12 protein-coding genes are annotated in these 14,199 nt (G+C 41.3%); 8 read left to right on the top strand and 4 right to left on the bottom strand.

Annotated elements, in window-relative coordinates; all coding sequences use genetic code 11:
* Window positions 1-45 precede the first annotated feature (45 nt).
* Window positions 46-672 (bottom strand): tetratricopeptide repeat protein, encoded by a 627-nt coding sequence (locus tag ACR2F3_RS15920; protein ID WP_432710979.1) that lies wholly within the window; start codon window positions 670-672, stop codon window positions 46-48.
* A 256-nt stretch (window positions 673-928) separates the two neighbouring features.
* On the opposite strand from ACR2F3_RS15920, the gene lon reads away from it, so the two are divergent.
* Window positions 929-3,400 (top strand): endopeptidase La, encoded by a 2,472-nt coding sequence (gene lon / locus ACR2F3_RS15915; RefSeq protein ID WP_432710978.1) that lies wholly within the window; start codon window positions 929-931, stop codon window positions 3,398-3,400.
* Window positions 3,401-3,472: 72 nt separating this feature from the next.
* The gene (locus ACR2F3_RS15910) at window positions 3,473-4,426 is read left to right on the top strand and encodes a lipid A deacylase LpxR family protein (RefSeq protein WP_432710977.1); all 954 of its coding nucleotides are present in this window, start codon (window positions 3,473-3,475) and stop codon (window positions 4,424-4,426) included.
* A gap of 12 nt (window positions 4,427-4,438) precedes the next feature.
* Here the strand turns inward: ACR2F3_RS15910 and ACR2F3_RS15905 are convergent, their stop codons facing one another.
* Window positions 4,439-4,849, bottom strand: a complete 411-nt coding sequence (locus tag ACR2F3_RS15905; RefSeq protein WP_432710976.1) for an aminoacyl-tRNA hydrolase — start codon at window positions 4,847-4,849, stop codon at window positions 4,439-4,441.
* Between the two features lie 48 nt (window positions 4,850-4,897).
* On the opposite strand from ACR2F3_RS15905, the gene cmk reads away from it, so the two are divergent.
* The 4 genes from cmk (at window position 4,898) to ACR2F3_RS15885 (ending at window position 11,481) form a co-directional block, all read left to right on the top strand.
* Entirely contained in the window at window positions 4,898-5,578 is a 681-nt protein-coding gene (gene cmk, locus ACR2F3_RS15900; protein WP_432710975.1) for a (d)CMP kinase, read from the top strand.
* Between the two features lie 159 nt (window positions 5,579-5,737).
* The gene (locus ACR2F3_RS15895) at window positions 5,738-6,916 is read left to right on the top strand and encodes an efflux RND transporter periplasmic adaptor subunit (protein WP_432710974.1); all 1,179 of its coding nucleotides are present in this window, start codon (window positions 5,738-5,740) and stop codon (window positions 6,914-6,916) included.
* A 5-nt stretch (window positions 6,917-6,921) separates the two neighbouring features.
* Window positions 6,922-10,050 carry an efflux RND transporter permease subunit gene (locus tag ACR2F3_RS15890; protein WP_432710973.1) on the top strand — a complete coding sequence of 1,043 codons (3,129 nt, stop codon included), beginning with the start codon at window positions 6,922-6,924 and terminating at the stop codon, window positions 10,048-10,050.
* A gap of 21 nt (window positions 10,051-10,071) precedes the next feature.
* Window positions 10,072-11,481, top strand: coding sequence for an efflux transporter outer membrane subunit (locus tag ACR2F3_RS15885; RefSeq protein ID WP_432710972.1), 1,410 nt, complete (start codon window positions 10,072-10,074; stop codon window positions 11,479-11,481).
* Between the two features lie 3 nt (window positions 11,482-11,484).
* On the opposite strand, the gene ACR2F3_RS15880 is transcribed toward ACR2F3_RS15885, so the two are convergent.
* A complete protein-coding gene (locus ACR2F3_RS15880; RefSeq protein ID WP_432710971.1) occupies window positions 11,485-12,252 on the bottom strand; it encodes a DNA-formamidopyrimidine glycosylase family protein in 768 nt (255 codons plus the stop codon).
* A gap of 73 nt (window positions 12,253-12,325) precedes the next feature.
* Here ACR2F3_RS15880 and ACR2F3_RS15875 point away from each other — a divergent pair, with 73 nt between their 5' ends.
* Window positions 12,326-12,550: a DUF6965 family protein gene (locus ACR2F3_RS15875; RefSeq protein ID WP_432710970.1), complete on the top strand. Its 225-nt coding sequence runs from the start codon at window positions 12,326-12,328 to the stop codon at window positions 12,548-12,550.
* Here the strand turns inward: ACR2F3_RS15875 and ACR2F3_RS15870 are convergent.
* Window positions 12,547-13,227 (bottom strand): substrate-binding periplasmic protein, encoded by a 681-nt coding sequence (locus ACR2F3_RS15870; RefSeq protein ID WP_432710969.1) that lies wholly within the window; start codon window positions 13,225-13,227, stop codon window positions 12,547-12,549. The genes ACR2F3_RS15875 and ACR2F3_RS15870 overlap by 4 nt on opposite strands.
* Window positions 13,228-13,475: 248 nt before the next feature.
* Between ACR2F3_RS15870 and ACR2F3_RS15865 the strand changes: the two genes are divergently transcribed.
* Window positions 13,476-14,199 (top strand): S1 RNA-binding domain-containing protein (locus ACR2F3_RS15865; protein ID WP_432710968.1); only part of this gene is annotated, 724 nt, incomplete at its 3' end.

The following is a 14,199-nucleotide window of genomic DNA, read 5'->3' as shown; positions in this document are numbered from 1 at the left end:
CTTTTTTTATGAATTTTAAGGCCTTAGCCCCTTTTCAACCCTTAACTACTTTAAACTGGTCACCTGTGCTTTCACATAATCCATCAACGAGATGATATCCTTACGTTGAGGCTGGATCACCAGAATCTTTTGGAAGTCGCTCAATGCACTGTTAAACAAAGTAATACAAGCGGTCTTTTCTGCTTTCTTTTTAATCTTAAACGATTTAAAGATTGCATAGTCTTTGTAGGCAATACCCCTGTTTTGTAACAATTGCGCATCTTCCTCTCCATTTATCTCAATAGCTTTAGAGAAATCTTTAATTGCCGACAAATAGAAATTGTCGCGCATTGTATTTAAAGATTCCTTTGGATCATTTGCGATGTTCTGTCTGGCTTTTCCCCTGTAATAGTAAGCCGAATAGTCAGTAGGCTTTAAGGAAATAAGTTTAGTGTAAGTAGAAATTGCATTGTCATAATCTCCACACTGGTAATAGGAATAACCTAACATCTTTAAGACATTCGTATTATTAGGACTTTTTACCCCTGCTTTTTCCAGTTGTTTAACCGCAGATTTGAAATCGCCTTTCATCATGGCCTGCATCCCTAATTTGTCATATCCACTCTGTGCAAATACCGCTGTAGCAGACGTAAACATGAATAAAAGCAAAAACACTTGTTTGGAATAGTTCATCAAAATTTTTATTAAAAAAAATAAAGTTATAAATAAGATAGATATTAGGCAACTATTGTACCATTTAAGAATTAAAACTAAAACGCTTAATTATTGAAATTATGATTTTAGACAAAAAAATATTGCACACCTGCCTTTTTAACATTAAATATAGGTTTGGCACAAGAGTTGAATTTAGGTGATAGAGACCGTATAGTTTATCCAAAAGGCGACATACTGTCAACTTGTCGCTTAACATATATAAAAAAGATTTTTAATGAATATAAAAGATCAGCTTAATTTTGGCAATGCACTTCCCATTATAAATGAAGACACCGAATTTTTTCCATTGATGACCACACAAGACGAAGAAGAGATGGATAATGAGGAAACGCCAGATGTACTTGCCATTTTACCATTGAGAAACACCGTTCTTTTTCCAGGTGTTGTTATTCCTATCACTGTAGGACGTGATAAATCGATAAAACTAATTAAAGAAGCTTATAAAGCCGACCGTATTATTGGTGTGGCTTCGCAGCGGGACGCAAGCATTGAAGATCCCACCTTCGACGAATTAAATAAAGTAGGTACCGTAGCACACATTATTAAGATGCTGCAAATGCCCGATGGCAATACCACTGTGATTATACAAGGTAAACAGCGCTTCAGGTTACTGGAAGAAGTGCAAAATGAGCCTTATATTAAAGTAACTATTGAGAAATTTGAAGAAACGAAGGAAAAACCTGATAAGGAATTTAAGGCATTAATAGCCTCTATTCGGGAAATGTCTTCGCAAATCATTCAGCTATCACCTAATATTCCCAGTGAGGCAGGTATTGCACTGAAAAACATTGAGAGTACATCCTTTTTAGTCAACTTCATCTCTTCTAATATGAATGCAGATGTTACTGACAAACAAAAGATGCTCGAAATGACAGGTTTGCGGGAACGTGCTGAAATGGTGATGGAATTGCTGACCCTGGAGCTACAAATGCTGGAGCTTAGAAATCAGATTCAATCTAAAGTACGTGTAGATTTAGATAAACAACAGCGTGATTATTTCCTAAACCAGCAGTTAAAAACCATTCAGGAAGAATTAGGTGGTAATTCTATTGATTTAGAATATGAAGCTTTGCAAGCCAGAGCTAAGAAAAAGAAATGGTCTATCCAGGTAAAAGAGCATTTTAACAAGGAATTGGAGAAAATGGGACGAATGAACCCTGCTGCGCCAGATTATTCTATCCAGATTAACTACCTTGAATTACTGCTTGATTTACCCTGGAACGAGTTTACCAAAGACAACTTCGACCTTAAACGAGCTCAAAAGGTATTAGACAAGGATCATTTCGGTTTAGAAAAAGTAAAACAGCGTATTATCGAATACCTGGCTGTACTTAAACTGAAACGTGACATGAAGGCGCCTATTATTTGTTTAGTTGGCCCTCCGGGTGTAGGTAAGACATCGCTTGGTAAGTCTATTGCCAAAGCATTGAACCGTAAATATGTAAGGATGGCCCTCGGTGGAATCAGAGATGAAGCCGAAATTCGCGGTCACCGTAAAACATATATTGGTGCCATGCCTGGGCGAATAATTCAATCCATAAAGAAAGCTGGTGCAGCTAACCCGGTATTTGTTCTCGATGAGATCGATAAAGTAGGTTCAGACCAACGCGGCGATCCATCATCAGCATTACTGGAGGTATTAGATCCGGAACAGAACAGTGCCTTTAACGACCATTATATTGAAACCGATTATGATTTGTCGAACGTCTTGTTCATTGCTACAGCCAACTCGTTAAATTCCATTCAACCGGCTTTGTTAGACCGTATGGAAATTATAGAAGTGAACGGCTATACCATCGAAGAGAAGATTGAAATTGCTAAAAAATACTTGTTGCCAAAACAAAAAGAACAACATGGCATTAACAACAAGGACATTAGCTTGAAAGCTAACCTTATTGAAAAGGTGATTGAAGACTATACAAGGGAATCGGGTGTGCGTGGCTTAGAGAAGAAAATAGGTTCCCTGGTGCGTGGTGTAGCCACAAAAATCGCCATGGGAGAAACCTATGAACCTAATCTTAACGCGGAGGATGTGGAAAGAATACTTGGCGCGCCGGTCTACGACAAAGACCTTTATGAGGGAAATGAAGTCGCTGGTGTAGTAACAGGCTTGGCCTGGACATCGGTTGGTGGCGACATTCTGTTCATTGAAGCAAGCTTAAGCCCGGGTAAAGGCAAATTAACTTTAACAGGTAACTTAGGTGAAGTAATGAAAGAATCTGCTGTTATTGCCCTGGCTTACCTTCGTGCGCACGCCCACCTGTTCGATATCAGAAATGAACTGTTTGACCAATGGGATATCCACGTGCATGTACCTGCAGGTGCTACACCAAAAGATGGCCCATCGGCTGGAATTACCATGCTTACCGCCTTAACATCGGCCTTTACACAACGCAAAGTGAAATCTAATCTGGCAATGACCGGCGAGATTACCCTTCGTGGTAAAGTACTTCCTGTAGGTGGTATCAAAGAGAAAATCCTGGCCGCAAAAAGAGCGAATATCAAGGACATTATTTTATGTGCATCCAACAAAAAAGACATCCTGGAGATTAAAGAAAGCTATATTAAAGACCTTAATTTCCATTATGTAAAAGAAATGAACGAAGTAATTGATGCGGCGTTGACTAAAGAAAAAGTAAAAAACCCACAGGACTTATCTGTTAAATTAAAGCCTGCATTAAACTAAAATAGATTTAATAAATAAATATATTTAAGCCCTGAATCTTTGTTCAGGGCTTTTTATTTAAATACGTTATTAATGAAATCCATAAAATACGCGCTTTTGCCCCTATTCCTTTTTGCCATGCCCAGTGTGAAAGCCCAAACTTTCAAAAATGAATTCGGATTTAGCAGCGACAACGATGCCTACCTATTTATGGGGCAGGACCGTTATTATACAAACGGTTTGTTTATCAATTTCAGGCATGCGCTAAACCAACAGCTACTCAGCGAAAAAATGGAAAAGAAAACTTTCGAAATTGCGATAGGCCAGGAAATGTACAACCCTCGTTCGGGATATGCCCCAAACCCAAGTACTCAGGATCGCCCATTTGCAGGTTACCTGTTTACCAAAGGTGTGATGAGCTGGTTTAAGAAAGATGAGCAAGCATGGAAAGCAGGCTTGCAGGTGGGTACTACAGGCCCCTCTTCTTTAGCACAAAAAGGACAAGAACTGTTACACAGCGTTGTAGGCTTTTACGACCCCGAAGGCTGGGAATACCAGATCAAAGATGAACTTTCCCTTAACTTATCTGCACAATACATCAAGCTATTACAACGTTCGGCTAACCAGCAGACCGACTTCACTTTTGAAGGTTATGCACGTGCAGGCACCACCTTTAGTGGGGCTGGAGCAGGCATACTGTTCAGGGCTGGAAAGATCAACCAGCTTTTTAATACGGCTTATTACCATGCGCAGATTGAAAATAACGCCACAACTTTAAAATTAGTAGATAAAGAGGTTTTCTTCTATGCTAAACCACAAATTAATGTGGTTGCTTACGATGCCACTATACAGGGTAGTATGTTTAACCACAATAGCCCCATTACTTTTGATGTCAAGCCGATAGTATTTGCACAACAGTTAGGCTTTAATTACAGTTCCAGTCGTTTCTCCGCCGATTTCGGCTTACTTTTTAAAACCAAAGAAGTAAAAAGTGCAGCAAGGGCTCACCAGTATGGTACCATTAGCCTTTTTTACCGGTTTAACTAACACTAAATAGCCTCAATCCCATTGGGGCTTTTTTCTGTTCGCTTTTTTTACAGCTTGGTTTTGTTTGCCAGCTAATCTTTTTTGAAGAGCCAATTTAGGGATTTTCGTTGGTTTACGTATCTTATCAACATGCAACGCCGCTTTAAGCAATGCTACCGCCTTCACAACACAGTGCGCTTTATTTAACAACTGGCTTCGCTCTTCCTGCGATACGATATGCAGCGCCCCCTCCTGGTCAAGCCTGTTGGCCAGGCGCTGTTCAACCAGCGCCTTCTCGTCCTTATTTAGAAAAGGTACTTCTCTGATAGCTAAAATCAGCTCTACCTTACTGGAAACTTTATTTACATGTTGACCGCCACTGCCCCCGCTTCTGGAGGTTTTAAACTGTGCATTTTTTAAAATATCTTCTTTTACAGGGACCATGCACCAAAAATAAGGATTTGAAATAGAAAATATTAACTTTGCCGGCATATGAGAAAGAACCTGGTTATTGCAATTGATGGCTATTCATCATGCGGAAAAAGTACATTGGCAAAGGCTTTAGCCAAAAAATTGGGTTTTATTTATATTGACAGCGGAGCGATGTACCGCGCCGTAACGTTATTTTTTATTAGAAACCAAGTAAACATCAATGACCCCCAGGCGGTGATAGATGCGTTACAACATATCGAGCTTAACTTTCATTCCAGAGATTATGAAAGTCACATCACGCTAAATGGTGAGGAAGTTTCTGAAGAAATCAGGAAAATGCCCGTATCTGAAAACGTAAGCGAAGTTGCGGCCAATAAAATGGTTCGTGAAGAGATGGTTCGCCAGCAGCAGCGCATGGGTAAATCGAAAAACATTGTAATGGACGGCCGTGATATTGGCACCACGGTTTTTGCTGATGCCCAGGTGAAACTGTTCATGACTGCCGACCCTAAGGTCAGGGCCGAAAGAAGGTTTAATGAAATGCAAAGTAAAGGCGATACGGAAACCACCCTGGAAGAAGTATTTGAGAATCTTGCCCATCGTGATTACGCCGACACTACACGTAAGGAGAGTCCACTGGTACGTGCCAACGATGCCATCATCTTAGATAACACCTCCATCACTGAACAGGAGCAACTGGATTTTGCCTTGCAAAAGGTGCAGCCGTTTCTATCAACATAACTCCAAAAAATTAAATCTTAATTTATTTTTTTGGAGTTCCTTCATTTTTTTTTGTAATGATTTCATAATTCAATGAATTATTATGCCTAAATTCATGTTAGTAGAACATCGTGAATTGCCGACATATAACCTTGATAGTCTGAAACATATACAGAACCTATGAAAACTAATAAAGTGGCGATTTTTATTGTCGCAACTACCACCCTCCTCTATGCATGCGGCGGCGATGGCAATAAAACTCAAACGGGGCAAAATGGACCCGGTGGCGGGACGGGCGATATTAAATCTTATAAAGTATTAACCCTGCAACCTCGAGACGCCACTTTAAACACAGATTATCCCACAACCATTCGTGGTCAGCAAGACATAGCAATCAGACCTAAAGTAGACGGCTATATCGACAAGATTTATGTAGATGAAGGTGACATTGTAAAAAAAGGTCAACTTCTTTTTCGCATCCATGCACCGCAATATGAACAGGATGTACGCACTGCAAGGGCCAGTATTAAAAGTGCCGAAGCTGATGTTAGTGCTTCCAAGCTTGCCGTAGAAAAAGTAAAACCGCTGGTTGAAAAAGATATCGTAAGTAAATATGAGCTTGAATCAGCACAATTTAACTACCAAGCCAGTCTGGCCAGCCTGGCACAAGCCCGGGCGGCATTAGCCAATGCCAAAATCAACCTGGGCTATACTTCCGTTACCAGTCCTGTAAATGGAGTAGTCGGATCCATTCCCTATCGGTTGGGAAGTTTGGTAAACAGTAATACCACAGATCCCCTCACAGTAATATCAAGCATAGGTAATGTATACGCTTATTTTGCAATTAATGAAAAAATCCTACTTAATTTCAATATGGAAGATAAGGGCAAAACCTACGCTCAAAAGTTAGCCTCCCTGCCTCCGGTGCAACTCGTGCTTTCGGATGGTAAACTTTACGACAAAAAAGGAAAAATAGAAACCGTAAATGGCATCATTAATACCGAAACCGGATCGGCAAACGTTCGTGCCCTTTTTCCCAACCCCAATGGTCTCATCAGAAGCGGAAGTACTGCAATCATCAGGATTCCCAATGAAATCAAATCAGCCATCCTGATTCCACAAAGTGCCACATATGAAGTACAGGACAAGCTTTTTGCCGTTACAGTAGGGCCAGACAACAAAGCCAAATCCGTTGCCATCGATATTCTGCCCAATGCTGCAGGTTTGTTTTTCGTAGTCGATAAAGGTTTAAAAGCCGGCGACAAAGTGGTCCTTGAAGGGGTAGCCTCTCTCAAAGATGGCACCCCTATAAAACCTGTTGATGTAGATGCAAATAGCATCTATGCAGATTTAAAATAAGCGTCATGTTTAAAAGATTTATCCAACGCCCTATTCTGTCAACCGTGATATCTGTGATCATAGTGCTGCTGGGATTAATAGGCCTAATCGCACTACCCATTGCACAATATCCAGATATCGCACCTCCCACCGTGCAAGTATCTGCTAGCTACACCGGCGCGAATGCCGATGTTGTATTAAATAGTGTGGTGATCCCCCTTGAAGAACAAATCAATGGTGTGGAGAACATGACCTATATAACCTCTACCTCCAGCAATGAGGGTACGGCCAGTATTAATGTCTTTTTTAAAGTAGGTACCGACGCTGATCTAGCCGCCGTAAATGTTCAAAACAGAGTTTCCAGGGCCACGAGTGTATTGCCTGAAGAGGTTACACGTGCTGGTGTAACTGTTACGAAAAGTCAGACCAGTAACTTATTAATTTTCTCCATTAATAGCGATGATCCTGACTATGACCAAACCTTTTTACAGAACTATGCCAAAATTAACCTTGTACCGCAAATACAAAGGGTGACCGGTGTAGGCGATGCCCGGGTATTCGGTTCGCGCGATTATTCTTTACGCATCTGGTTAAAACCTGATGTCATGTCACAATACGGGCTTGTTCCCCGAGACGTCTCCAATGCCCTTAACGAACAGAATATTGAAGCTGCCCCGGGTAAGTTTGGAGAAAACAGCGACCAGGCCTTTCAATATGTCATCAAATATAAAGGACGCTTAACAACAGTCGTAGAGTTTGAAAACATTGTGGTGAGATCAGAAAATAACGGGCAAATATTACGGCTGAAAGATATTGCACGGGTAGAACTGGGCGCTTTGAATTATAACTCTTTAACCGAAACCAACGGAAAACCATCAGTGGGTATGGCCGTTAGCCAGACCCCTGGTTCCAATGCACGTGATGTAATTATCAATTCCATAAAAATACTTGATGCTGCATCTAAAGACTTTCCTAAAGGCATATCCTATACCATTTTGTACAATGTGAATGATAGCCTCGACGCTTCTATCGAAAAAGTAATTCACACACTGATCGAAGCTTTCATCCTCGTATTCTTTGTAGTGTTTATTTTCTTGCAGGATTTTCGCTCAACCCTAGTTCCGGCCATCTCTGTTCCTGTTGCCATTATTGGAACATTCTTTTTCCTTAACCTGTTTGGTTTTACCATTAACTTGTTAACGCTTTTCGCCCTGATTTTAGCCATTGGTATTGTAGTTGATGATGCCATTGTGGTGGTTGAAGCGGTGCACGCCAAGCTCGATCAGGGATACACTTCATCCAGAAAAGCCTCCATCGATGCCATGGATGAAATTTCCGGTGCTATCATTTCCATAACCCTGGTCATGGCGGCTGTGTTCGTCCCGGTAACTTTTATTACCGGCTCTACGGGGGTTTTCTATAAACAGTTTGGTATAACCCTGGCCGTATCTATATTTTTATCCGCAATTAACGCCCTCACATTAAGTCCGGCATTGTGCGTGTTATTCTTAAAGCCTCATGGGACAGAAGAAGAACATAAAGGTTTCTTAAAACGTTTCTACGCTGCCTTTAACGCCGGTTTCGAACGTCTCACTCAGAAATACAAAAATGCTATACATTTTTTTTCCTTCAAAAAATGGATGGTGGGCCTGGCCATTCTGATCTCCAGTTTCGCCCTTTATTACCTCATGCGAACTACACCTTCTACATTTGTTCCCACCGAAGACCAGGGCGTTATTTTTGCAAACATTAGCCTGCCTCCTGCTGCTTCTCTGGAGCGTACCATACAAGTAACCAATAAAGTCGACAGTATTTCCCACACCATTCCAGAAGTAGAAAACACCCTGCGTATTGATGGCCAAAACTTTCTGGCGGGCGCCGGTAGTGCATATAGTATGATCATTATAAGGCTCAAAACCTGGAAAGAACGTAAACGGAGTGTGAACGATGTAATTGGTGAGCTGTTTGCAAAAACCGGTGGCATCAGAACGGCTAATGTGTTCTTTATCCAACCACCAACTTTACAGGGCTTTGGGCAGAGTGGAGGTTTTGAATTTCAACTGCAGGATAAAGGTGGTCATACCATCAATCAATTTTTTCAAATTAGCAATAGTTTTCTTGCGCAACTTTCAAAACGACCTGAAATACAATATGCCACCACATCTTTTAATCCGAATATTCCACAATTCCTCTTGGAAGTGAATCTAGACGAAGTCAAAGAGGCAGGTTTAGAATTAAACGATGTTCTGAACACCGTTCAGGGATATTATGGGGGAATATATGCGTCAAACTTTAACAAATTTGGCAAACAATACCGTGTAATGATGCAGGCAGATGCGTCCTACCGGGCTAACCCGGAAGGCATGAGCAAAATATTTGTACGAAATGCCAATGGCACCATGGCACCGATTACCACATTTGTTACCTTAACCAGGCTATATGGGCCAGAGTCCATTTCACGCTTTAACCTTTTTAGCTCTATATCGGTGAATGGAGCCCCAAATCCCGGTTATAGTAGCGGCGATGCTATTGTAGCCATTCGGGAAGTTGCCAGCGAAAACCTGCCTCCAGGTTATGGCTATGAATTTTCGGGACTCACCCGTGAAGAGGTTACTTCTGGTGATCAAACCGTTTTCATTTTTATCCTGTGTCTCATCTTCGTCTATTTTCTGCTCAGTGCACAGTATGAAAGTTACATCCTTCCTTTTGCAGTGATTCTTACACTCCCATTCGGTTTGGCAGGCGCCTACCTCTTCTCTATTATCTTCAAGCTAAACAGCAATATTTATTTGCAGATTTCTTTGATTATGCTCATCGGGCTATTGGCGAAAAACGCAATTTTAATAGTGGAGTTTGCACTCGACAGAAGAAAAGAAGGCATGCCCATAGTGGAGGCCGCCATAGCGGGTGCCAATACGCGGTTAAGGCCAATCCTGATGACTTCCTGTGCTTTTATTTTCGGCTTACTGCCCTTAATGTTCGCCAGTGGTGCAGGTGCAATAGGCAACCGGTCTATCGGTACTGGTGCCGTTGGTGGCATGTTAATCGGTACATTAATAGGGGTATTCGCTATTCCCATCCTGTTTATTTTCTTCCAAACCCTGCAGGAAAAAATAAGCGGCCCACCACCAAAAAGCTACGATGATGTGGAATAGTGAACCATTAGCTTCCTGAACATGAAAGACCCTATTATGAAGCAGATATTAGCCTTGTCGGTACTGGTGCTTGTGATCAGTGCATGTGGCGTAACTAAAAAATACGCAAGACCCGACTTAAAAACAGATAGTCTTTACCGTGAAGCCACAACAGGCGACACCACTAACATGGCCAATTTACCCTGGCAGGAACTCTTCTCCGATTCTATTTTAAAAGCACTGATTCAGGAAGGAATAACAGAGAACCTCGACCTAAAAAATGCCATACAGAATATTGTACAGGCACAGGCCACACTCAGCCAGGCTAGACTGGCTTTTCTACCTGATTTAAGTTTAGGAGTAAATGGCAGCAGAAACAAAACATCTGAAGCAAGCCTGAACTTTCCCCCGGGAATTAATATCAGGACCCTCACCAGCAGCTTTCAATTACAACTAAGCACATCGTGGGAAGCTGATATCTGGGGTAAACTGAACAGCTCAAAAAATGCAGCTATAGCCGATTTCCTGCAAACCGATGCAGCCAGAAGGGCAATACAAACACGCCTCATTGCTGAAATTGCGAATAACTATTACACCTTAATGGCTTACGACCAGCAGTTGGCCATTACCGAGCTGACCTTGAAGAAAAGAATAGAAAATGTAGAAACCATGCGTGCCCTGAAAGAAGGTGCTGTGGTTAATGGTGCCGCTGTGGTGCAAAGTGAAGCCAGCCGTTATGATGCTGAAGTTTCGATTCCTGATATTAAACAGAACATCAGGACGGTGGAAAATGCCTTAAGCGTGTTATTGGGACGCCCCCCCGGACCAATTAACCGCAATAAACTTAGCGATCAACAATCGGTTAAAGATTTGCAAGTGGGTGTACCAGCACAATTACTGGCCAACCGCCCGGATGTACAAGAAGCGGAATATGCCTTTAGGAGTGCCTTTGAAAATACCAATGTTGCACGAACCATGTTCTACCCCAGCTTAACATTGAGTGCCTCTGGGGGTTTATCTTCCCTGCAACTTAAAAATTTCTTTAACAGGTCCATTTTTTATAACCTGATGGCCGGATTAACGCAACCAATCTTCTCCAGAGGCAGCAACCGTGCAAACCTCATCCGCAATCAGTCACTACAAATCCAGGCCTTAAATAATTTCCAACAATCCCTGTTAAATGCTGGTCAGGAGGTTTCAAACTCCCTATATGCTTACCAGATGGCCCTTGAAAAAGAATCTTCGCGTATTAAACAGGTGGCTGCTTTGGAAAAGGCAGTTGAGTTTACTGAAGAATTACTGCGCTACAGCTCGGCAACAAATTACACCGACGTGCTCACCTCTGAACAGAATTTGCTTGCTGCACAATTAAGTGGCGTGAACGACAGGCTGCAACAACTGCAGGCAATTGTAAACTTATACGAGGCCCTGGGTGGGGGATGGAAAGACTAGTGCTTATTCAAAAAGCGTTTGTTCATCGGTGTAATAGGTTTTCCGCGAACCTGTTTTTTTCATAAGCACAGGTGCACCTGTAGGGCTTTCCTTAATTTTTGCGCCATGGATTTTCAGGAAATCACGGATTTCCCCACTAATGATATCAGGATGTGATTTTATCAATTGCTTTTCGGCATCCTGGAGCACGGTTGTTACCGCCTTGCTCAGCTCCTTAATTTTAGCTTTTGGAATTTGATCGGCCTTTGAAAAAGGTGAGATACGCGCCTGCCACAGGATTTCATCCGCATAAGCGTTGCCAATGCCCCGGATCAGCTGCTGGTCGAGAAGAATGTTTTTGATAGCGGTTTTCTTTGTACCTAACAACGCTTCAAAAAATTCTGCATCAACCTCGAGTGCATCAGGGGCATTGGATGGCTCAGGATCGAGGGTGGCATTAGCCATTTTGCGAAAATCAGTAAGTGATACTTTGCTTCCATCGCTGAATCGGAAAGATATGATGGTATGTTTAGGAGTTTCCTCCCCTAACACCAACTCGCCGTTTAACATCAGATGCAGTTGCAGCGTATGACCGTTATCAAATATAAAATGTAAGGTCTTACCATCCCGTTTAACGGACTTGAGGGTATGGCCAACAATAGCCTTTTCTAACGTGGATTTAGGCACATTTAGTTTGCCGGATACCGGCACATCAATTTCATTCAACTGCAAACCTGCAAGTTTTTGATGCAGGTTGCGACTGAAGAGCTGTAAATCTGGAAGTTCTGGCATAACACACTTTTTTAAAAGCAGGAACATCTGGCCTGGGTAAAAGTTCAGGCCAGAATCTATTATCTTTGTATTTATGACCATTGAAGAACTAGAAGCCTATTTTGAGGGAATTGATTTGCCAGAATCGGTGTATTTGAATGAAGCTACCAAAATTATTGACCTTCCCAAATTTATTAAAAGCCACGTGATTACGGTAAAGGCACATGGGCACATCAGGGCATACCAAAGCTTTTATGACAGGCTATTACAATTGAAAGAAATTCTGGAGACCCAACATTCAGATTCTACAAGCAATTAGAGTTCAATCTGGCTAAACCACTTTTTATACAACTGGTGGTACACACCATTTTCCTTAAGCATTATTAAGGTGTCGTTAATGCGAAGACGAAGCGCCAGATCACCCTTTTTCATGGCAATACCATATTGAGAATGGGTGTTAGGCAGGAACATGCCGATTTCAAGTTGCGGATACTTCTTAATAAAGGCACCTGCAATGGGGGAATCGTCAATGAGCACGTCAATCTGTTTATTGAGCAGCATTTTGTAGAGATCCACGTTACGGTCGGCATGCACCATCTCATGACTCGGAAATTTTTCCATAATATACTTTTCCGCTTCGGTCGCTGTACGAATACCAATTATACTGTTTTCGAACCCCACCATGGTATGGAATGCATTATCGTGGTTAACCACGGCACAAAGTCGGAATTGTAAATAAGGAATGCTAAATTCAAGGATCCGTTGACGGGATGGAGTCATGGTTACGGCGGAACAGATCATGTCGAGCTGCCCTTTATACAGGCGTTCGAGAATATTTTTCCATAAGGAAGTTTCATATTGCAGGTCAAAATTTAAATGTCCGGCAATATGTTTCATTAAATCCACTTCAAAACCCTCGAACCTATCGGCATGAAAGTCCGTATGCATAGGAAAAGGCGCAGCGGAATCGAGGCCGATTTTAAGTATCTCTTTCATGTAAGGTAGTTATGAGTATATATTAATCGTCAAAATGCTCGTTCAGACAGTTAGTTAGTATACACCATCACCTTTATATTTAGTTAAAGATAAAGGAACAATTCTGGAATTTTAAGAAATATCACAGAAGTGCATCTAAGTTTTATACAAGCACTTCAAAATCAATAACATTTATCAAAAAAATTTAGTCAATAAAATAAATTTTGTATCTTTGTAGTCCCTCACGGGAAAAGGAGATTAAATTTTTAATGGCAAAAAAACAATTAGCAGAAAAAGAACTAGAGGCAAAAAAAGCCGAACTTCAAGGTGCAGACGCGCGTCTGACTGAGAGAGAAACCATTGAATCAGAAGCTGATACAATGTCGATCGAAGCGATCAAATCATCATTAGCCGTTCCAGATCAAGATTTTGATTGGGATGCTGACGACAAAGTTTTTGGTAAATACTCTGACGAGGACCGTAAAAAGTTCGAGGATATGTATACCGATACTTTTAATCAAATCAATCAAGGTGAAATCATTAGCGGTATTGTTGTTTCAATCAACAACAAAGACGTAGTATTAAACGTAGGATTTAAATCTGACGGATTGGTATCTACATCTGAATTCCGTGATACACCGGATCTTAAAATTGGCGATACCGTTGACGTTTTCGTGGAAGCACCTGAAGATGCAAATGGCCAGTTAATCTTATCTCGTAAGAGAGCAAAAACCCAAAGATCATGGGAGTCTATTAATGAGGCTCTAGAAAACGACAGAATCATCAACGGATTTGTAAAAAGCCGTACTAAAGGTGGTTTAATTGTTGACATCATGGGTGTTGAAGCCTTCTTACCTGGTTCTCAAATTGACATTAAACCTATCCGTGATTACGATATCTACGTAGGTAAAACAATGGAATTCAAAGTTGTTAAGATCAATCACGAATTTAAAAACGTAGTTGTATCTCATAAAATCTTAATTGAAGACGACT

The organism is Pedobacter sp. (genome assembly GCF_045627485.1).
GTDB lineage: Bacteria > Bacteroidota > Bacteroidia > Sphingobacteriales > Sphingobacteriaceae > Pedobacter.
The sequence above is the reverse complement of the archived record's forward strand: the minus strand, read 5'-3'. Positions and strand labels throughout refer to the sequence as shown.

Bases quoted from the DNA above. Each gene is read 5' to 3' on its own strand.
- ACR2F3_RS15920 (WP_432710979.1), bottom strand. From the start codon at position 672: ATGAACTATTCCAAACAAGTGTTTTTGCTTTTATTCATGTTTACGTCT.
- lon (WP_432710978.1), top strand. From the start codon at position 929: ATGAATATAAAAGATCAGCTTAATTTTGGCAATGCACTTCCCATTATA.
- ACR2F3_RS15910 (WP_432710977.1), top strand. From the start codon at position 3,473: ATGAAATCCATAAAATACGCGCTTTTGCCCCTATTCCTTTTTGCCATG.
- ACR2F3_RS15905 (WP_432710976.1), bottom strand. From the start codon at position 4,849: ATGGTCCCTGTAAAAGAAGATATTTTAAAAAATGCACAGTTTAAAACC.
- cmk (WP_432710975.1), top strand. From the start codon at position 4,898: ATGAGAAAGAACCTGGTTATTGCAATTGATGGCTATTCATCATGCGGA.
- ACR2F3_RS15895 (WP_432710974.1), top strand. From the start codon at position 5,738: ATGAAAACTAATAAAGTGGCGATTTTTATTGTCGCAACTACCACCCTC.
- ACR2F3_RS15890 (WP_432710973.1), top strand. From the start codon at position 6,922: ATGTTTAAAAGATTTATCCAACGCCCTATTCTGTCAACCGTGATATCT.
- ACR2F3_RS15885 (WP_432710972.1), top strand. From the start codon at position 10,072: ATGAAAGACCCTATTATGAAGCAGATATTAGCCTTGTCGGTACTGGTG.
- ACR2F3_RS15880 (WP_432710971.1), bottom strand. From the start codon at position 12,252: ATGCCAGAACTTCCAGATTTACAGCTCTTCAGTCGCAACCTGCATCAA.
- ACR2F3_RS15875 (WP_432710970.1), top strand. From the start codon at position 12,326: ATGACCATTGAAGAACTAGAAGCCTATTTTGAGGGAATTGATTTGCCA.
- ACR2F3_RS15870 (WP_432710969.1), bottom strand. From the start codon at position 13,227: ATGAAAGAGATACTTAAAATCGGCCTCGATTCCGCTGCGCCTTTTCCT.